This is a genomic window from Enterobacter sp. R-25, from assembly GCF_049913205.1.
GTDB classification, from domain to species: Bacteria; Pseudomonadota; Gammaproteobacteria; order Enterobacterales; family Enterobacteriaceae; genus Enterobacter; species Enterobacter ludwigii.
On sequence record NZ_CP183982.1, the window covers coordinates 1,486,370 to 1,504,633 of the forward strand.

20 protein-coding genes are annotated in these 18,264 nt (G+C 55.9%); 13 read left to right on the forward strand and 7 right to left on the reverse strand.

Translation table 11 applies throughout. The features are described 5' to 3' along the window. Positions 1-10: 10 nt before the first annotated feature. A complete protein-coding gene (locus ACN9MQ_RS07035; protein WP_020884879.1) occupies positions 11-562 on the forward strand; it encodes a TetR/AcrR family transcriptional regulator in 552 nt (183 codons plus the stop codon). Here the strand turns inward: ACN9MQ_RS07035 and ACN9MQ_RS07040 are convergent. From ACN9MQ_RS07040 to ACN9MQ_RS07060, 5 genes are all read right to left on the reverse strand, one after another. Next, the gene (locus ACN9MQ_RS07040; protein WP_251884221.1) at positions 559-1,335 is read right to left on the reverse strand and encodes an SDR family NAD(P)-dependent oxidoreductase; all 777 of its coding nucleotides are present in this window, start codon (positions 1,333-1,335) and stop codon (positions 559-561) included. The two genes, ACN9MQ_RS07035 and ACN9MQ_RS07040, sit on opposite strands and share 4 nt — an antisense overlap. A gap of 117 nt (positions 1,336-1,452) precedes the next feature. Then, positions 1,453-1,884 carry a glutaredoxin-dependent arsenate reductase gene (gene arsC, locus ACN9MQ_RS07045; RefSeq protein WP_025204600.1) on the reverse strand — a complete coding sequence of 144 codons (432 nt, stop codon included), beginning with the start codon at positions 1,882-1,884 and terminating at the stop codon, positions 1,453-1,455. A 12-nt stretch (positions 1,885-1,896) separates the two neighbouring features. Continuing rightward, complete coding sequence (locus ACN9MQ_RS07050; RefSeq protein WP_251884220.1) at positions 1,897-3,186, reverse strand: arsenic transporter; 1,290 nt, start codon at positions 3,184-3,186, stop codon at positions 1,897-1,899. 36 nt (positions 3,187-3,222) lie between these two features. Next, positions 3,223-3,543, reverse strand: coding sequence for a metalloregulator ArsR/SmtB family transcription factor (locus ACN9MQ_RS07055; protein ID WP_032681361.1), 321 nt, complete (start codon positions 3,541-3,543; stop codon positions 3,223-3,225). 250 nt (positions 3,544-3,793) lie between these two features. Beyond that, positions 3,794-5,479 (reverse strand): aspartate:alanine antiporter, encoded by a 1,686-nt coding sequence (locus ACN9MQ_RS07060; RefSeq protein WP_014169303.1) that lies wholly within the window; start codon positions 5,477-5,479, stop codon positions 3,794-3,796. Positions 5,480-5,752: 273 nt separating this feature from the next. Between ACN9MQ_RS07060 and ACN9MQ_RS07065 the strand changes: the two genes are divergently transcribed. Then, complete coding sequence (locus ACN9MQ_RS07065) at positions 5,753-6,127, forward strand: inner membrane protein YbjM (protein ID WP_020884874.1); 375 nt, start codon at positions 5,753-5,755, stop codon at positions 6,125-6,127. Positions 6,128-6,157: 30 nt separating this feature from the next. Here ACN9MQ_RS07065 and ACN9MQ_RS07070 read toward each other — a convergent pair whose 3' ends face one another. Next, the gene (locus ACN9MQ_RS07070; protein ID WP_014169305.1) at positions 6,158-6,427 is read right to left on the reverse strand and encodes a GrxA family glutaredoxin; all 270 of its coding nucleotides are present in this window, start codon (positions 6,425-6,427) and stop codon (positions 6,158-6,160) included. A 182-nt stretch (positions 6,428-6,609) separates the two neighbouring features. Between ACN9MQ_RS07070 and nfsA the strand changes: the two genes are divergently transcribed. The 11 genes from nfsA (at position 6,610) to ACN9MQ_RS07125 (ending at position 17,327) form a co-directional block, all read left to right on the forward strand. Continuing rightward, on the forward strand, positions 6,610-7,332 hold the full coding sequence (gene nfsA, locus ACN9MQ_RS07075) for a nitroreductase NfsA (protein WP_251884219.1): 723 nt from the start codon (positions 6,610-6,612) through the stop codon (positions 7,330-7,332). 69 nt (positions 7,333-7,401) lie between these two features. Continuing rightward, on the forward strand, positions 7,402-8,304 hold the full coding sequence (gene rimK, locus ACN9MQ_RS07080; RefSeq protein WP_020884872.1) for a 30S ribosomal protein S6--L-glutamate ligase: 903 nt from the start codon (positions 7,402-7,404) through the stop codon (positions 8,302-8,304). 63 nt (positions 8,305-8,367) lie between these two features. Beyond that, a complete protein-coding gene (locus ACN9MQ_RS07085; RefSeq protein ID WP_014169308.1) occupies positions 8,368-8,844 on the forward strand; it encodes a YbjN domain-containing protein in 477 nt (158 codons plus the stop codon). Between the two features lie 351 nt (positions 8,845-9,195). Further along, positions 9,196-10,308 carry a spermidine/putrescine ABC transporter substrate-binding protein PotF gene (potF, locus tag ACN9MQ_RS07090; RefSeq protein WP_014169310.1) on the forward strand — a complete coding sequence of 371 codons (1,113 nt, stop codon included), beginning with the start codon at positions 9,196-9,198 and terminating at the stop codon, positions 10,306-10,308. A gap of 143 nt (positions 10,309-10,451) precedes the next feature. Further along, on the forward strand, positions 10,452-11,585 hold the full coding sequence (potG, locus tag ACN9MQ_RS07095) for a putrescine ABC transporter ATP-binding subunit PotG (protein WP_020884870.1): 1,134 nt from the start codon (positions 10,452-10,454) through the stop codon (positions 11,583-11,585). Positions 11,586-11,595: 10 nt separating this feature from the next. Further along, complete coding sequence (gene potH, locus ACN9MQ_RS07100; protein ID WP_025204595.1) at positions 11,596-12,549, forward strand: putrescine ABC transporter permease PotH; 954 nt, start codon at positions 11,596-11,598, stop codon at positions 12,547-12,549. Continuing rightward, positions 12,546-13,391 carry a putrescine ABC transporter permease PotI gene (gene potI / locus ACN9MQ_RS07105; protein WP_020884869.1) on the forward strand — a complete coding sequence of 282 codons (846 nt, stop codon included), beginning with the start codon at positions 12,546-12,548 and terminating at the stop codon, positions 13,389-13,391. The genes potH and potI overlap by 4 nt, the downstream gene beginning before the upstream one ends. 65 nt (positions 13,392-13,456) lie before the next feature. Next, positions 13,457-13,930, forward strand: a complete 474-nt coding sequence (locus ACN9MQ_RS07110) for a YbjO family protein (protein ID WP_014169315.1) — start codon at positions 13,457-13,459, stop codon at positions 13,928-13,930. A gap of 40 nt (positions 13,931-13,970) precedes the next feature. Beyond that, entirely contained in the window at positions 13,971-15,098 is a 1,128-nt protein-coding gene (gene rlmC / locus ACN9MQ_RS07115; protein WP_044858516.1) for a 23S rRNA (uracil(747)-C(5))-methyltransferase RlmC, read from the forward strand. A 71-nt stretch (positions 15,099-15,169) separates the two neighbouring features. Further along, complete coding sequence (locus tag ACN9MQ_RS07120) at positions 15,170-15,874, forward strand: response regulator transcription factor (RefSeq protein WP_014169317.1); 705 nt, start codon at positions 15,170-15,172, stop codon at positions 15,872-15,874. Continuing rightward, complete coding sequence (locus ACN9MQ_RS07125) at positions 15,861-17,327, forward strand: sensor histidine kinase (RefSeq protein ID WP_251884218.1); 1,467 nt, start codon at positions 15,861-15,863, stop codon at positions 17,325-17,327. The genes ACN9MQ_RS07120 and ACN9MQ_RS07125 overlap by 14 nt, the downstream gene beginning before the upstream one ends. 62 nt (positions 17,328-17,389) lie before the next feature. Here ACN9MQ_RS07125 and artJ read toward each other — a convergent pair whose 3' ends face one another. Then, positions 17,390-18,121 carry an arginine ABC transporter substrate-binding protein ArtJ gene (gene artJ / locus ACN9MQ_RS07130; RefSeq protein ID WP_020884865.1) on the reverse strand — a complete coding sequence of 244 codons (732 nt, stop codon included), beginning with the start codon at positions 18,119-18,121 and terminating at the stop codon, positions 17,390-17,392. Positions 18,122-18,264: the final 143 nt, after the last annotated feature.

Genomic DNA, 18,264 nt, shown 5'->3' on the forward strand with positions numbered 1-18,264 from the left:
TGGGGAATTTATGAGCAGAGCACCGAACGATCCTCAACGCCGGGAGAAGATCCTGCAGGCGACCCTGGACACCATTGCAGAGCACGGTATCCATGCCGTGACGCACCGGAAAATCGCCACCTGCGCGGGCGTGCCGCTGGGGTCGATGACCTACTATTTTGACGGTATGGAGTCGCTGCTGGAAGAGGCCTTTACGTGGTTTACCCGGCAGATGTCGCAGCAGTATCGGGATTTCTTCGCCGGCGTGACCGGGCCAGAAATGGCGTGCGAATCCATCACCACGCTGATCCACAGTTCGCAGGTCACGACGCCGCAGAATATGGCGCTGATGTACCAGCTCTATGCCTTTATGCACCGCAGTGCGGCGCTCAAAACGGTAATGCAGGACTGGATGAAGATGAGCCAGACCACGCTTGAGCAGTGGTTCGACCCGGTGACCACCCGCGCGCTGGATGCCTTTATCGAAGGGATGACGCTGCACTTTGTGACCGACAGAGCCCCGCTCACCCGGGAGGAGATCCGGGCGATGGTCGGCAGGATAGCGGGCGAGAGCGGACGTTAGATTGTGGTCGCGCCGGCCGTCATGTTTACCGTTGTGCCCGTGATGGCACCGGCTGCATCTGACGCCAGAAACGCGATGGTGTCTGCCACCTGCTCCAGCGTCGGCAGGCGATTCAGCATCGTGCTCTGTGCCGCGCCCTCCAGAAACTGCTCCACGGTTATGCCCATCGCCAGCGCCTTGATGGCGAACAGGTCACCCACACAGGAACCGGCCTGAACCGCGTCGGCTATCGCATGCGAACGCACGCACAGGACGCGAATATTCTTTGCCCCCAGCTCCGCCGCGAGCGCACGGGTTAACGCTTCCGTCCCCGCACAGCCGACGATATGCCCGAGATGTCCCGGCATCGCCATATTTGCAGCCGGCGCAACGACGGTGATAAGCGTTCCGGCACGCTCACCGCCCATACGGGGTGCGACAGCTTTGGCGATGTTGAAATAGGCGGTCAGAAAAGGGTCGAACCCCTGTCTGAATTCACTGAGCGTTAATGCGTCGAGGCGTTTACCCTGGTCGTGCATAAAGCCCGTGGCATTCACGACGATATCAATGCCGGTAACGTCCGGGAGCGTCGCGTCGGCATTGAGGGCATTGAAAACAAACAGCCGGGCTGACCCGCCAGCGGCGTGAATGCGGTTAGCGACGTGCTCCAGCCTGGCCTGATCGCGTGCCGCGAGGTAGACCGTAGCCCCTTCACGGGCGAGCGCATACGCGGCGGCGCTGCCAATAGCGCCGCTGCCACCAAAGATAACGGCGGTTTTATTTTTGAGACTCATACCTGCATCCCCCCACCAGACCGGTCCATCAAATTATGGGTCGGGTGACGGCGGATGCAACTCCGCCACGGGGCAGGGTATGTGGCTGACAAGACTTACGGCATCACTATCAGCAGATTAGCTGCCGGAGATTTTTTTTCCGCTGGCGTCCACCACCGCTTCGCCATCTTCTTTCGTAAACGCCCCTTTCTGTGCATCAGGCAGGATATCGAGTACGACTTCGGAAGGGCGGCACAGGCGAGTGCCCAGCGGCGTCACCACGATCGGACGGTTAATCAGGATCGGATGCTGCAGCATAGAATCGATAAGCTGGTCGTCGGTAAACCGGTCCCCGGCGAGGCCCAGCTGTTCATAAGGTTCGACATTTTTGCGCAGCAAATCCCGCACGGAAATCCCCATCTCAGCAATCAGTCTGGTCAGTTCATCACGTGACGGTGGGTTCTCAAGGTACAGAATAATTTCGGGTTCAGTGCCGCTGTTGCGGATCATCTCCAGCGTGTTGCGCGAGGTGCCGCAGGCTGGATTGTGGTAAATGGTGATATGGCTCATATCCGTTACTCATTACAGTGTGAAGGAGAGACGTAACGCCAGCGCGGCGAGCGTTACAAACAGAACCGGCAACGTCATGATGATGCCTGTCCGGAAATAATAGCCCCAGGTGATCGTCATGTTTTTCTGCGCCAGGACATGGAGCCAGAGCAGGGTGGCCAGGCTGCCGATAGGCGTGATCTTCGGACCCAGGTCGCAGCCAATCACGTTGGCATAAATCATCGCGTCCTTAATCACACCCGATGCCGTGCTGCCATCGACAGAGAGTGCCCCAATCAGGACGGTCGGCATATTGTTCATTATGGATGACAGGAACGCCGTGATGAACCCGGTACCGAGCGTGGTGGCCCACAGGCCATGCCCGGCAAGGAGATTGAGTACCCCTGACAGATACTCCGTCAGCCCGGCATTGCGCAGGCCATACACCACCAGATACATCCCCAGCGAGAAGATAACGATCTGCCACGGCGCGCCACGAAGCACTTTTCCCGTATTAATGGCATGCCCGCGCTTTGCAACGGCAAATAAAATCAACGCGCCTGCTGTCGCGATCGCACTGACCGGAATGCCGAGCGGTTCAAGTACAAAGAACCCGACAAGGAGCAGTAACAGAACAATCCAGCCCGTTCTGAAGGTTGGAAGATCGTTAATCGCGCGGGAAGGCTCGCGGAGTTTTGACAGGTCGTATACCGGCGGAATGTCCTTTCGAAAGAACAGGTGCAGCATCACCAGCGTGGCCGCAATCGCGGCCAGATCCACGGGGATCATCACCGAGGCGTATTCGCTGAACCCCAGCGAGAAGAAGTCTGCCGATACGATATTCACCAGGTTCGACACGATCAACGGCAGGCTGGCAGTGTCGGCGATAAATCCAGCCGCCATGACAAACGCCAGCGTGGCCTGCTTGCTGAACCCGAGGGCGAGCAGCATGGCGATAACGATGGGCGTGAGGATAAGCGCCGCGCCGTCGTTGGCAAAAAGCGCCGCAACGGCCGCACCCAGCAGAACGATATACGTAAACAGCAACCGGCCCTTGCCATTACCCCAGCGGGCCACGTGCAGCGCCGCCCACTCGAAAAATCCGGACTCATCAAGCAGCAGGCTGATGATGATAACGGCGATAAACGTGGCCGTCGCGTTCCAGACAATATTCCACACCACCGGAATATCGTTAATGTGGATCACGCCGCTGACCAGCGCCAGTACAGCACCTATCGTGGCGCTCCAGCCGATACTTAACCCTCTGGGCTGCCAGATGACCAGCACCAGTGTAAACAGAAAAATTGCCCCAGCCAGAAACATCGTGAACTCCGTTATATCTGTTTTTATGAATATGTTTTAACACGCGCCCGGAAGACGGTTTTTCAGCTTTGTGCGGGTCTCTTCCCGCAAACAGTTCCAGCTGTTCTCAATCACGGTGGCAGCCCATGCCGGCATAGTGGGGGACAAACGGTAATAAACCCATTTCCCCTCCCGGCGATCGCTCACCAGCCCGGATTCACGCAGCAGCGCCATATGGCGCGATACCTTGGGCTGTGATTCAGCCGTGGCGGAACAGAGATCGCAGACGCACAGTTCCCCGGCTTCGCGCAGAAGCATGACGATGGACAGGCGGGTCTCGTCGGAGAGGGCTTTGAAAAGTTGGACCGGATGTAGCATCGGCTTTCCTGCGGTTGGTGATATATATGGTTAAGCATATATGTTTGGGTGGAAAGAGGGAAGGCGGAATGTTGAAGAGGGGAATTTCAGGCAACAAAAAACCCATCAACCTTGAACCAAAACGGCGGGGTTGATGGGCTCCACAAATTGGGGACATCAAAGAAAAGCAGTGGCAATAGTTATGACTGCCCCCTGATAAAAAAGTTCTGCGCGTAACGAAAATTTTTTCGTCGTGCGCAGAACTTAAGAGTTATCCGAGTCCAGGCCAGATGATGATGATCAGCGTACCTGCCAGCGTAAGCAGTACGTTAGCGATAGCGTAGGTGCCCGCATAGCCCAGCGCAGGAATATTGCTGCGTGCGGTATCACTGATAATTTCCATTGCCGGGGCGCAGGTACGGGCCCCCATCATTGCCCCGAAGAGCAGGGCGCGGTTCATGCGCAGCACATAGGCACCGAACAGGAAGCAAATCACTACCGGTACCAGGCTGACGATAAGTCCGGAAACCAACATCTGCCAGCCAACAGCACCCAGGCTGTGGCCAATGCCGCTACCGGCGCTTAAGCCGACACCCGCCATAAAGACCATCAGACCAAACTCTTTCACCATATTGAGCGCACCCTGCGGAATGTAGCCGAAGGTCGGGTGGTTCGCTCGCAGGAAGCCCAGCATGATGCCGGCGAACAGCAGTCCGGCAGCGTTACCGATGCCAAAGCTAAAGTTGCTGAACTGGAAGGTGATCATCCCGATCATCAGGCCAACGATAAAGAAGGCGCAGAAGGCCAGCAGGTCGGTGACCTGGCTGTGAATAGAGATAAAGCCGATGCGGTCCGCAACGGTTTTCACGCGTCGCGCATCGCCGCTGACCTGCAGAACGTCGCCTTTGTTCAGCACGACGTTGTCGTCAATTGGCATCTCAATCTGGCTGCGGATCACGCGGTTGAGGAAGCAACCATGATCGGTCAGCTTCAGCTGCGCCAGACGACGGCCGACGGCGTTATGGTTTTTCACCACAATCTCTTCGGTGACGATACGCATGTCGAGCAGATCGCGGTCAAACACCTCTTTACCGTTGCGGAAGCTCGGGTCGAGGCGGGCGTGGGCATCCGGGTAACCGACCAGGGCAATGTCATCGCCCATCTGCAGCACGGCGTCGCCGTCCGGGTTTGCCAGAATGCCGTTACGGCGAATACGTTCGATATAGCAGCCTGTCTGGCGGTAAATCCCCAGCTCGCGGAGGTTTTTCCCGTCCGCCCATGCAACCAGCTCGGGCCCAACGCGGTAGGCGCGAATCACGGGCAGATAGACTTTACGCTTGCTGTCGGTGTCCAGACCGCGTTCGCGGGCAATTTGCTGAGCGCTGGTCTGCAAATCCTGGTGCTGCAGTTTTGGCAGGTAGCGGGCGCCCACAATCAGGCTCACCAGACCAATCAGATAGGTCAGGGCATAGCCCAGGCTCAGGTGGTCGAGCGCGGTAGAGAGTTGCGCACCGGCCATGCCGGAGTGGCGCAGGGTATCGCCTGCACCCACCAGCACCGGCGTGGAGGTCATCGAGCCGGCGAGCATACCGGCCGTCAGCCCGATATCCCAGCCAAACAGTTTACCCAGCCCTAAGGCGATCAGCAGCGCGCTGCCGACCATGACCAGCGCCAGCATCAGATAATTTTTGCCGTCGCGGAAGAAAATTGAAAAAAAGTTGGGCCCGGCTTCCACACCAACACAAAAAATAAACAGCATAAAACCTAAGTTGAGCGCGTCCGTGTTAATGCTGAAATGCTGCTGGCCTAATAATAGTGAGACGACTAAAACGCCAATGGAATTACCAAGTTGAACCGAACCAAGGCGCAATTTACCCAGGCAAAGGCCCAGCGCCAGTACCACAAATAATAACAGGATGTAATTCCCATTTAACAAGTCTGCGACGTTTATATTCACGGAGGCTAACTTCTTGTTTACCAGTAAGTTGTTGAATGAAAGGACTTTTTGGGCTACTGTTTTCTGGGTCAGGGAAAGGCTTTAACGCTCCCTGTTTCCAGCTTTATTCCCTAAAACATTAGCTGGCGGTTAGTTTAATCGTATTAGCTACTGACAGCCACCTATTATCGCTTCACCCTGTGTGTACTTTGGCAAGGATTGCCGCATTGCTTTATCTGACTGGGCGTCTACCCGACGAAAGTGTATTTGATAGAGATAAGTCAGGAGGATAGTTTGAACATTAAACGAAACTGGGCGGGGGTGATCAGCTGCTTTTTGCTGTTCATTGTCGTTTGCATGTCCCTCGCTTTTAATGTGAAGGGAGCATTCAGGGCGTCGGGTCATCCGGAGCTGGGGCTGCTCTTTTTCACCCTGCCAGGGGCTGCTGCCAGTTTTCTCTCCCGCCGGGGGGAAGTGGTGAAACCGTTACTGGGCGCAATACTTGCAGCGCCGCTGTGTCTGCTGCTGATGCGGTCACTGTATATTTCTACGCGAAGTTTCTGGCAGGAGCTGGCGTGGTTGCTGAGTGGCGTCTTCTGGTGCGCACTGGGGGCGCTATGTTTTTTGTTTGTCCACAGCATGTTGGCCCGGCGCAGACAGCACAAATAAAAACGCCCTCAGGGTGAGGGCGTCTTAGCATTACTGAGCGGCAAACAGGCCCAGATGCTCTTTAGCGTATGCTTCAAAGTCTGTGCAACCGCCGATGTGTTTCTGATCGAGGAAAATCTGCGGTACGGTTTCAACCGGTTTACCCACGGTTTTTTCCAGATCGGCTTTGCTGATCCCTTCCGCGTGGATATCAACATAACGGAAGTTAAAATCATCACGCTCTTCGGTCAGTTTCTCAGCCAGCTCTTTCGCGCGCACACAGTAAGGGCACCCTGGACGACCAAAAATTACTGCAAACATTTCTCTCTCCTCGAAAACAAGCCTGACGGCGAATGGGTCTATAGTGCCCGATAACCTGCCGTCATTAAAGAAGGTTTCGCCTGTCGTTATAATACCTCTCAGCTATGTTTCGCCAATTACATCGCGCGCATCATTGCCTATACTGGCTGCGATATGATTCACGCAAGACAAAGAGAGACAAGATGACGCCAACCATAGACCTGCTACGTTCCCATCGTTCAATTCGCCACTTCACCGACGAGCCGATAACGCCGGCGCAGCGTGAAGCCATTATTGACAGTGCAAGGGCGACATCCAGCTCCAGCTTCCTGCAGTGCAGCTCCATTATTCGCATTACCGACCCGGCAATGCGTGAACAACTGGTGACCCTCACTGGTGGACAAAAGCATGTGGCACAGGCAGCCGAGTTCTGGGTGTTCTGCGCCGATTTTAACCGCCATCTGCAGATCTGCCCGCAAGCCGAGCTTGGCCTTGCCGAACAGCTGCTGCTGGGCGTCGTGGACACCGCGCTGATGGCGCAAAACGCGTTCACGGCGGCGGAATCGCTGGGGCTGGGCGGCGTGTACATCGGCGGGCTGCGTAACAATATCGAAAGCGTTACCGAACTGCTGAAGCTGCCAAAACATGTTCTTCCCCTGTTTGGTCTGTGCCTTGGCTGGCCTGCGGATAACCCGGACCTCAAGCCGCGCCTGCCTGCGGCGATGCTGGTGCATGAAAACCACTACCAGCCTGTCGATCATGATGTGCTGGCGCAATACGATGAAGAGCTGGCGCACTACTACATGACGCGCGACAGCAATAACCGTCGCGATACCTGGAGTGACCACATTCGTCGCACCATCATTAAAGAGAATCGCCCGTTTATTCTCGACTATCTGCACAAACAGGGCTGGGCGACACGATAGCCCATTCATCCTGCGCCTGCCTGCGTGTATGATACGCAGGCTTTTTCCATGTCTTTAGAGAGGTGCAGGGTGAAAATTGCCATTTTGTCCCGGGATGGAACGCTCTATTCATGTAAACGCCTGCGAGAAGCGGCGGCAAAACGGGGGCATCAGGTTGAGATCCTCGATCCGATGTCCTGCTATATGAACATTGATCCTGCTGCCTCATCGATTCATTACAAAGGCCGCAAGCTCCCGCATTTTGATGCGGTTATCCCCCGCATCGGCTCCCAGATAACCTATTACGGCACGGCCGCGTTGCGCCAGTTTGAGATGCTGGGCAGCTATCCGCTCAATGAATCCGTTGCGATATCTCGCGCCCGCGATAAGCTCCGTTCGCTGCAACTGCTTGCCCGGCAGGGAATCGATCTTCCGGTTACCGGCATTGCGCATTCACCGGACGACACCAGCGATTTAATCGATATGGTGGGTGGCGCGCCGCTAGTGATCAAGCTGGTGGAAGGCACTCAGGGCATTGGTGTGGTGCTGGCCGAAACGCGGCAGGCGGCGGAAAGCGTGATTGACGCCTTTCGTGGGCTGAATGCCCATATTCTGGTGCAGGAGTACATTGAAGAAGCCAAAGGACGCGACATTCGCTGTTTTGTTGTCGGTAACGAGGTGGTTGCGGCCATCGAACGCCAGGCAAAAGAGGGCGACTTCCGCTCTAATCTGCACCGTGGCGGCGTGGCGAGAGTCGCGGATATCAGCGATCGCGAGCGTGAGATTGCCGTGAAGGCGGCGCAAACGCTGGGGCTGGATGTGGCGGGTGTTGATTTACTGCGGGCGACGCGCGGGCCGTTGGTGATGGAGGTGAATGCCTCACCGGGACTGGAAGGGGTGGAAAAAACCACCGGGGTCGATATTGCGGGTAAAATGATCTCATGGGTCGAGCGCCACGCAACGCCGGGCTACTGTCTGAAAACGGGCGGTTAAATGGATTACAGCGCACTTTTTGCGTACTCTATGCGAAGTTTTTATTAAAGAGGCTGCACAGCGATGGATTTACAGGTCGTTCCAACACTGGATACGTTACGTCAATGGCTCGATGATGCCGGAATCACTTTCTTTGAATGTGATTCCTGCCAGGCGCTGCATTTGCCTCATATGCAAAATTTCGATGGTATTTTCGATGCCAAAATCGATCTCATTAACGACGTGATCCTCTTCTCTGCGCTGGCCGAAGTGAAACCGTCTGCGCTGCTGGCCCTGGCCTCTGACCTGTCGGCCATCAACGCCAGTTCTTTGACGGTGAAAGCATTTCTCGATATACAGGATGATAATCTGCCAAAACTGGTCGTTTGCCAGTCTTTATTCTCCGGTGCCGGCCTCTCTTTCAAGCAGTTCTCCTGGTTTATGCGCTTGAGTGAAGAGCAAATTTCGATGGTAATGATGGAAGCCAATGCGCACCATTTGCTGTATAGCGCGGAAGATGATGCAGAGAATAATGATGCATCTCCCAATTTTCTTCACTAAGCCTGTCTGACTTTTGCGCAGTCGCTGCCATAGCGGCTGCATAACGCCATTTTTTCTGCTGCTTTTAACCTTTCTTTAAAGAATTTTTCACCTCCCCAAACGCCATTTCGGCTTATCACGTAGACATAACCTGCATAAAAAATTGATAAAAGGCGTTTTTTCGTCTGGGCTATAGCCGGAGACACGGGCTACAGTTATTCTTGCGATGCTTAAAAAAGCGAGCGGATCCTGCCGGGTAAAGAGGTTTCTTTTTATTTCGTGCAGAGCGACAAACTATGCATGATTATTGCATATCTTCAGATTGCACAGTTTTAGTTCGTTTGTTAACGAGCTTTCAGAAGGAATAACGATATGATCGCCTTGAATAAAAAATGGTTATCGGGTCTGGTTGCGGGTGCTCTGATGGCCGTCTCTGCCGGCACGCTCGCTGCGGAACAAAAAACGCTGCACGTTTATAACTGGTCTGACTATATCGCGCCGGATACCGTCGCTAATTTCGAAAAAGAGACCGGCATTAAAGTGGTCTATGACGTTTTCGATTCCAACGAAGTGCTGGAAGGGAAACTGATGGCGGGCAGTACCGGTTTTGACCTGGTGGTACCCTCCGCAAGTTTCCTTGAGCGTCAGCTGACGGCAGGTGTCTTCCAGCCGCTCGATAAGAGCAAATTACCGAACTGGAAAAACCTCGATCCGGAAGTGCTTAAACTGGTCGCCAAGCATGACCCGGACAACAAATACGCGATGCCGTATCTGTGGGCGACCACCGGTATTGGCTATAACGTCGATAAAGTCAAAGCGGTGCTGGGTAAAGATGTCAAACTCGACAGCTGGGACGTGGTGCTGAAGCCGGAAAACCTTGAGAAGCTGAAAAGCTGCGGCGTCTCTTTCCTGGATGCGCCAGAAGAGATTTTCGCCACCGTGCTGAACTACCTGGGCAAAGATCCTAACAGCAGCAAGGCCGATGATTACACCGGCCCGGCAACCGATCTGCTGCTGAAGCTGCGTCCGAACATTCGTTACTTCCACTCCTCGCAGTACATCAACGACCTGGCAAACGGCGACATCTGCGTGGCGATTGGCTGGGCAGGGGACGTATGGCAGGCGGCTAACCGCGCCAAAGAAGCCAAAAACGGCGTGAATGTTTCCTACTTCATTCCAAAAGAGGGCGCGCTGGCGTTCTTCGACGTCTTCGCCATGCCGGCTGACGCGAAAAACAAAGACGAAGCTTACCAGTTCCTTAACTACCTGATGCGTCCGGAAGTCATCGCGCATATCAGCGATCACGTCTATTACGCTAACGGCAATAAGGCCTCTGTACCGCTGGTCAGCGAAGAGATCCGCAATAATCCGGCTATCTATCCGCCGGCGGATGTGTTTGCCAAGCTGTTCACCCTGAAAGTTCAGGATCCAAAAATTGACCGCGTACGTACCCGTGCGTGGACCAAAGTGAAAAGCGGTAAATAACGGCGTCCGGTACGGTTGCCCGGTGGCGAAAACGCTCACCGGGCCTGCTAAACCCGTCGGTCGGGCTGGCGTGAGCGCCGCCCGACGATGCGCACCCTGATGGTGCGTTTGCACCAGTTTTGATTTCTGCCGGAGAGCACCCCGTGAATGACGCGATCCCCCGCCCGCAGGCGAAAGTCCGTAAAGCGCTGACCCCGCTTCTTGAAATTCGTAACCTCACCAAATCTTTCGATGGTCAGCATGCCGTGGACGATGTCAGCCTGACTATCTACAAAGGTGAAATTTTTGCCCTTCTGGGCGCATCTGGCTGCGGTAAATCGACCCTGCTGCGTATGCTGGCCGGTTTTGAACAGCCTACCGCCGGGCAAATCATGCTGGATGGTGTCGATCTTTCCCGCGTGCCGCCGTATCAGCGCCCGATAAACATGATGTTCCAGTCTTACGCGCTCTTCCCGCATATGACGGTGGAGCAGAATATCGCCTTTGGTCTTAAGCAGGACAAACTGCCGAAAGCCGAAATCACCGCCCGCGTGGCAGAGATGCTCAGCCTGGTGCATATGCAGGAGTTCGCGAAGCGTAAACCGCATCAGCTCTCGGGTGGCCAGCGTCAGCGCGTGGCGCTGGCCAGAAGCCTGGCGAAACGGCCAAAGCTGCTGCTGCTCGATGAACCGATGGGCGCCCTGGATAAAAAATTGCGTGACCGTATGCAGCTGGAAGTGGTGGATATCCTTGAGCGCGTGGGGGTGACCTGCGTGATGGTTACCCACGACCAGGAAGAGGCGATGACCATGGCCGGGCGTATTGCGATCATGAACCGCGGTAAGTTCGTACAGATTGGCGAGCCGGAAGAGATTTATGAGCATCCGACCACCCGCTACAGCGCGGAGTTCATCGGGTCGGTCAACGTCTTCGAAGGGCTGCTGAAATCGCGCGAGGATGACGGTCTGGTGATCGAGTCGCCGGGGCTGCAGCATCCGCTTAAGGTCGATCCGGATAGCTCGGTGGTGGATAACGTGCCGGTGTATGTCGCGCTCCGCCCGGAGAAGATCATGCTGTGCGAAGATCCGCCTGCCGATGGCTTTAACTTCGCCGTCGGGGAAGTGGTGCACATTGCTTACCTGGGCGACCTCTCCATCTACCATGTGCGTCTGAAAAGCGGGCAGATGCTCAGCGCCCAGCTGCAGAACGAACATCGTTATCGCAAGGGACAGCCGACCTGGGGCGATGAAGTTCGCCTGTGCTGGGATGCGGACAGTTGTGTAGTGCTGACGGTATAAGGAGCGGACAATGAGTACCTTAGAACCTCCAGCCCGCGTTGAAAAACCGGGTGGCTTCGCGCACTGGCTGGCGCGCATGCAGATGAATCACGGACGCAAGCTGGTGATTGCCATGCCTTACGTGTGGCTGATCCTGCTGTTCCTGCTGCCGTTCCTGATTGTTTTTAAGATAAGCCTGGCGGAAATGGCGCGGGCGATCCCGCCCTATACCAACCTGCTGGACTGGGCTGACGGACAGCTGACGCTGACCCTTAACCTCGGCAATTTCCTGCAGTTGACGGAAGATCCGCTCTATTTCGAAGCATATCTGCAGTCGTTGCAGGTGGCGGCGATCTCGACGATCTGCTGTTTGCTGCTGGGTTACCCGCTGGCATGGGCCGTGGCGCACAGTAAATCGTCGACGCGCAACATTCTGCTGTTGCTGGTGATCCTGCCGTCATGGACCTCGTTCCTGATCCGCGTCTACGCGTGGATGGGGATCCTGAAAAACAACGGCGTGCTGAATAACGTCCTGATGTGGCTTGGGGTTATCGATCAGCCCCTGACAATCCTGCATACCAATCTCGCGGTCTATATCGGGATTGTTTACGCCTATCTGCCGTTTATGGTGCTGCCAATTTATACGGCGCTGACGCGTATCGATTATTCGCTGGTGGAAGCATCGCTTGACCTTGGTGCCCGTCCGCTTAAAACCTTCTTCAGCGTTATCGTTCCGTTGACCCGGGGCGGCATTATTGCCGGGTCGATGCTGGTCTTTATCCCGGCGGTAGGGGAGTTTGTTATCCCGGAACTGCTCGGTGGCCCGGACAGCATCATGATTGGGCGTGTGCTGTGGCAGGAGTTCTTTAATAACCGCGACTGGCCTGTGGCGTCTGCGGTGGCGATCGTGATGTTGCTCCTGCTGATCGTACCGATCATGTGGTTCCACAAACATCAGCAGAAACAGATGGGAGACCACGGATGAACAACTTACCGGTAGTGCGCTCCCCGTGGCGAATTGCCATCCTGGTGATTGGCTTTACTTTCCTGTATGCACCCATGTTGATGTTGGTGATCTACTCGTTCAACAGCTCCAAACTGGTAACGGTATGGGCCGGCTGGTCGACGCGCTGGTACGGCGAATTGTTCCATGATGACGCGATGATGAGCGCGGTGGGGCTGAGCCTGACCATCGCCGCGCTGGCAGCCACGATGGCCTCCGTGTTGGGGACCATTGCCGCGCTGGTGATGGTGCGCTTCGGGCGTTTTCGGGGGTCGAACGGCTTTGCCTTTATGATTACCGCGCCACTGGTTATGCCAGACGTTATCACCGGTCTGGCGCTGTTGCTGCTGTTCGTGGCCCTGGCGCATGCCATTGGCTGGCCGGCAGATCGCGGGATGCTCACCATCTGGCTGGCGCACGTCACCTTCTGTACCGCGTACGTGGCGGTGGTTATCTCTTCGCGTTTGCGCGAGCTGGACCGCTCCATTGAAGAGGCGGCGATGGATCTCGGTGCGACGCCGCTGAAGGTCTTCTTCATCATCACGTTGCCGATGATTATGCCGGCGGTGATCTCCGGCTGGCTGCTGGCGTTTACGCTGTCGCTCGACGACCTGGTTATCGCCAGCTTTGTCTCAGGACCGGGCGCGACGACGCTGCCTATGCTGGTCTTCTCCAGCGTACGCATGGGGGTCAATCCGGAGATTAACGCCCTGGCCTCGATCATCCTCGGGGTGGTCGGAATTGTCGGATTTATCGCCTGGTATTTGATGGCGCGCGCGGAAAAACAACGTGTGCGTGATATCCAGCGTGCAAGACGCGGCTGAAGGATTTAAAATTTCCAGTGATGTGCCGCGCATGACGCGGCACTGTTTTTCAGGGAAGTAAAACATTGGGATTATTAAAAAAATCACGTCTTACGCACGCTCGTCCAAACGTTCCTGCACTGGTGCAGGTGGCGGCGCTCGCTATTATTATGATCCGCTGTCTTGATGTGCTGATGATCCTTAACACCCTGGGTGTGCGCGGTATGGCTGAATTCATTCACCGCAGCGTACAGACGTGGAACCTGACGCTGGTCTTTTTGAGCAGCCTGGTACTGGTGTTTATCGAGATTTACTGCGCATTTTCGCTGGTCAGAGGACGCAACTGGGCACGCTGGGTCTATTTGCTGACGCAAATTACGGCGGCGAGCTATCTGTGGGCCGCCTCGCTGGGGTATGGCTATCCGGAACTGTTCAGCATTGCGGGTGGATCAAAACGCGAGATTTTGCACGCGCTGTTTTTGCAAAAACTCCCGGATATGCTGGTGCTGTTCTTCCTGTTCGTGCCTGCTTCCAGTCGGCGGTTCTTCCAGCTGCAATAATGTGTATAATCGCAGCCCTCGTGATTCTTAAGGTTTTGATATGCAGTGCGCACTCTATGACGCCGGTCGCTGCCGCTCCTGTCAGTGGATAGAACAGCCGGTTTCTCAGCAACTCACCGCCAAAATGGCCGACCTGCAACACCTGCTGGCAGACCATGCCGTGGGCGAATGGTGCGCACCCGTCAGCGGGCCGGAGCAGGGCTTTCGTAATAAAGCCAAAATGGTGGTGAGCGGCAGTGTTGAAAAACCGCTGCTGGGCATGTTGCATCGCGAGGGTACGCCTGAAGATTTAACCGACTGTCCGCTTTATCCCGCCTCGTTTGCGCCGGTCTTTGCTGCGCTCAAACCGTTTATTGCCCGTGCCGGGTTAACGCCCTATAACGTTGCCCGCAAGCGCGGCGAGCTCAAATACCTTCTTCTTACCGAAAGCCAGGTAGACGGCAGCATGATGCTGCGCTTTGTTCTGCGCTCAGAAGCCAAGGTGGAGCAGCTTCGCGCGGCGTTGCCATGGCTTCAGCAACAGCTTCCGCAGTTAACCGTTATCACCGCGAATATTCAGCCGGTGCATATGGCTATCATGGAAGGGGAGCGGGAGATCTTCTTCACCGAACAGCATGCGCTGGCAGAAACGTTCAACGATGTACCGCTGTGGATCCGTCCGCAAAGCTTCTTCCAGACCAACCCGACCGTCGCGAGTGCGCTTTATGCCACCGCCCGTGACTGGGTGCGGGCGTTAAATATCCATCATATGTGGGATCTGTTCTGCGGGGTGGGTGGCTTCGGTCTGCACTGCGCCACGCCAGACATGCAGCTTACCGGGATTGAGATCTCCGCCGAAGCGATTGCCTGTGCCAGACAGTCTGCCGCAGAGCTTGGGTTGACCCGGCTGCACTTCCAGGCGCTGGACTCCACGCAGTTCGCGACAGGGCAGGATAATGTGCCTGAACTGGTGCTGGTGAACCCGCCGCGCCGGGGCATCGGGAAAGCGCTGTGCGACTATCTGAGCCAGATGGCACCGGACTACATCGTCTACTCCAGCTGCAACGCGCAGACGATGGCTAAAGATATCGCGACGCTGCCGGGCTACCGCATTGAACGCGTCCAGCTGTTCGATATGTTCCCGCATACCGCGCATTATGAAGTCCTGACGCTACTCGTTAAATCTTAAACAAAATGTGAACTCTGTCCGCCTGTGAAATCAGGTAAGCTTATCTCATCAGAATTGAAGAAGGCTTACCCATGAAGCAGATCCTGCTGGTGGAAGATGACCACGATATCGCGGCGCTTCTGCGCCTCAACTTAGAAGATGAAGGCTACGCCATCACCCACGAGCCCGACGGGGGCAATGCCTTACAGCGCCTCGAGAAGCAGCCGTGGGATGCGGTGATCCTCGATTTAATGCTCCCCAATGTCGACGGTCTGGAGATTTGCCGTCGCATCCGCCAGATGACCCGCTACCTGCCGGTGATCATCATCAGCGCCCGCAGCAGCGAAACCGACCGCATTACCGGGCTGGAAACCGGGGCGGACGATTATCTGGCCAAGCCGTTTTCGGTACAGGAGCTGATCGCGCGTATCAAGGCGCTGTTCCGACGCCAGCAGGCGATGGGGCAGGCGCAAAGTGCCGGGAATATTCAGGCTCACGGCCTGACGCTCGACCCGCTGGCGCGCAGCGTGCTTTTGCACGGCCAGGTGGTGGATCTCACCCCGCGCGAGTTTGAACTGCTGTACTTCTTTGCCCGTCATCCCGGTGAAGTTTTCTCGCGTCTGGCGCTGCTGGAACAGGTCTGGGGCTATCAGCACGAAGGTTACGAACACACCGTCAACACCCACATTAACCGCCTGCGCATCAAGATTGAGAAGGACGCCGCCGAGCCGGAGATCATTCGCACCGTCTGGGGCAAAGGCTACAAATTTGCGGAGCCAAACGATGCGCCGCTTTAGCCTGAGCCAGCGCCTGACGCTGCTGTTTATTCTGCTGCTGACGCTTTGTGCGACCATCGCCTGCGCGGTGCAACTTTACAGCACCACGCAGTACGGTAATGCGATGGTGCAGCGGCTGTCCGGTGGCCTGGCGCAGCAGATTGTCCAGCGGGAACCGATTCTGGATGCGCAGGGCAGGGTTGACCGCCACGCGCTGAAACCGCTCTTTGACCGGCTGATGACCTTCAACCCAAGCGTCGAACTGTACGTTGTCTCGCCTGATGGCGAATTGCTGGCTGACGCCGCGCCGCCGGGGCATATCCAGCGGCAAAAAATCGACCTCGGGCCGGTGCAGACTTTCCTCAGTGATGCCGCGCGGCCGGTACTGGGCGATGACCCGCGAAGCCAGAACAAAAAGGTTTTCAGCGCAACGCCGTTGCGTCAGGACGGAGAACTGAAAGGCTATCTGTACATTATTCTGCAGGGCGAAGAGTCAAACGCGCTGGCGGAGATGGCCTGGCATCAGGCGCTCTGGAGCACCGTCCTGTGGTCATTGATGTGGGTCGCGCTGTTTGGTTTGCTGGCGGGGTTACTGGTCTGGTACTGGGTAACGCGTCCGGTCAAACGTCTTACTCAGGAAGTGGCCGGGCTGGAGCAGGACAGCATTAGCGCCATTAAACAGCTGGCGGCGCAGCCTACAGAAATCACGGTAAAGGATGAAGTGGCCACGCTGCGCAATACGTTTATCGAGCTGGCCCGTAAAATCACCCTGCAGTGGGATCAACTGGCCGACAGCGATCGCCAGCGCCGGGAGTTTATCGCCAATATCTCGCACGATTTACGCACGCCGCTCACCTCCTTGCTGGGCTATCTCGAAACGCTGTCGCTGAAATCCGCGACGCTGACGCCGCAGGAACACCAGCAGTATCTCGCCACGGCGCTGCGCCAGGGGCAGAAAGTGCGTCATCTTTCGCAGCAGCTGTTTGAACTGGCGCGCCTTGAGCACGGCGGCATCAAACCGCAGCGCGAGCGTTTTGCCATGGGTGAGCTGATTTCAGACGTGGCGCAGAAATTTGAACTCACGGCCCGCACGCGGGAGGTGAACCTGCGCATTGATGTACCGGGCCCGTTGCCGCTGGTGAATGCCGATGTCTCGATGATTGAGCGGGTGGTGACTAACCTGCTGGATAACGCGATGCGGCATACGCCGACCGGCGGAGAGGTTCGTCTGGCGGTCTGGCAGGAGAACGCGCATCTACAGGTTGAGGTGGCTGATAATGGAACCGGCGTTGATGCTTCTCTTCGCAACGATCTGTTTGAGCGTCCTTCGGCGTTAAATCCGCAGGCATCACGGGAAAACCGTGGCGGGTTGGGGCTGTTGATTGTGAAACGCATGCTGGAACTGCACGGCGGGGGGATCAGGCTGATGGAGTCCACGAACGGGGCTCGTTTTCGCTTCTTTGTTCCGCTGTGAAATTGCCGGGTTTGCCCGGCCTACAGACCACCCCCGTAGGCCAGGCTACCCGACAAAAGCTGTTATTGCGGGAACCACTGATCGCTGATTTTCTTGTACGTGCCGTCAGCTTTAATTGCTTTCAGCGCGCCATTCAGTTTTTCCAGCAGGGCTTTGTTATCCGGACGCACCGCAATGCCCAGGCCCGTACCGAAGTACTGTGGATCGGTCACTTTTTCGGTCGCGGTGCCGAGCTGTGGGTTGGTTTTCAGCCACTCGTTCACCACCGCAGTGTCACCGAAGACCCCATCAATACGGCCATTTTTCAGGTCGATAATGGCATTCTGGTAGCTGTCATAGGCCACGGTTTTCACTTCAGGATGTTTGTCCTGCAGGTATTTCTGGTGCGTGGTGCCGTTTTCCATCCCAATGCGTTTGCCTTTCAGCTGGTCAAAGGATGTGTAAGCCCCTTTCTTCGCAATGACCACCGCCGAGTTGGCGTAATACGGGTCGGTGAAGGTAACCTGCTTGCTACGCTCTGGGGTGATGTCCATCCCGGAGATCACCGCGTCGTATTTTTTGAATTTCAGCGACGGGATCAGGCTGTCAAACGCATGGTTAGTGAACGTGCAGTCGGCCTGCATCTGTTTGCACAGGGCTTTGGCGAGGTCGATATCAAAACCGACAATCTGGTTGCTGGCATCCAGCGACTCAAACGGCGGATAGGTGGCCGAAACGCCGAAGTTGATTTTATCTGCAGCTGATGCGCCAGCGGCGAAAGTGGCCAGTAAAGCGGCCAGAACTAACTTTTTCATTGTAATGCTCCCGTCTGTCAGTCTGTCTTATGCGCCGTGTCTGCGGCATGGAAATACAATGCCATTTAATGAATTTATATTCAATAAAAATGATTAAATATTATTTAACCCATAAAAAAAGACGGGCAGTCGTTAGACTTGCC

Bases quoted from the DNA above. Each gene is read 5' to 3' on its own strand.
- ACN9MQ_RS07050 (WP_251884220.1), bottom strand. From the start codon at position 3,186: ATGTTTCTGGCTGGGGCAATTTTTCTGTTTACACTGGTGCTGGTCATC.
- potI (WP_020884869.1), top strand. From the start codon at position 12,546: ATGAACAACTTACCGGTAGTGCGCTCCCCGTGGCGAATTGCCATCCTG.
- nfsA (WP_251884219.1), top strand. From the start codon at position 6,610: ATGACGCCAACCATAGACCTGCTACGTTCCCATCGTTCAATTCGCCAC.
- potF (WP_014169310.1), top strand. From the start codon at position 9,196: ATGATCGCCTTGAATAAAAAATGGTTATCGGGTCTGGTTGCGGGTGCT.
- ACN9MQ_RS07070 (WP_014169305.1), bottom strand. From the start codon at position 6,427: ATGTTTGCAGTAATTTTTGGTCGTCCAGGGTGCCCTTACTGTGTGCGC.
- ACN9MQ_RS07125 (WP_251884218.1), top strand. From the start codon at position 15,861: ATGCGCCGCTTTAGCCTGAGCCAGCGCCTGACGCTGCTGTTTATTCTG.
- arsC (WP_025204600.1), bottom strand. From the start codon at position 1,884: ATGAGCCATATCACCATTTACCACAATCCAGCCTGCGGCACCTCGCGC.
- ACN9MQ_RS07120 (WP_014169317.1), top strand. From the start codon at position 15,170: ATGAAGCAGATCCTGCTGGTGGAAGATGACCACGATATCGCGGCGCTT.
- ACN9MQ_RS07055 (WP_032681361.1), bottom strand. From the start codon at position 3,543: ATGCTACATCCGGTCCAACTTTTCAAAGCCCTCTCCGACGAGACCCGC.
- rlmC (WP_044858516.1), top strand. From the start codon at position 13,971: ATGCAGTGCGCACTCTATGACGCCGGTCGCTGCCGCTCCTGTCAGTGG.
- potH (WP_025204595.1), top strand. From the start codon at position 11,596: ATGAGTACCTTAGAACCTCCAGCCCGCGTTGAAAAACCGGGTGGCTTC.
- ACN9MQ_RS07035 (WP_020884879.1), top strand. From the start codon at position 11: ATGAGCAGAGCACCGAACGATCCTCAACGCCGGGAGAAGATCCTGCAG.
- ACN9MQ_RS07085 (WP_014169308.1), top strand. From the start codon at position 8,368: ATGGATTTACAGGTCGTTCCAACACTGGATACGTTACGTCAATGGCTC.
- artJ (WP_020884865.1), bottom strand. From the start codon at position 18,121: ATGAAAAAGTTAGTTCTGGCCGCTTTACTGGCCACTTTCGCCGCTGGC.
- ACN9MQ_RS07040 (WP_251884221.1), bottom strand. From the start codon at position 1,335: ATGAGTCTCAAAAATAAAACCGCCGTTATCTTTGGTGGCAGCGGCGCT.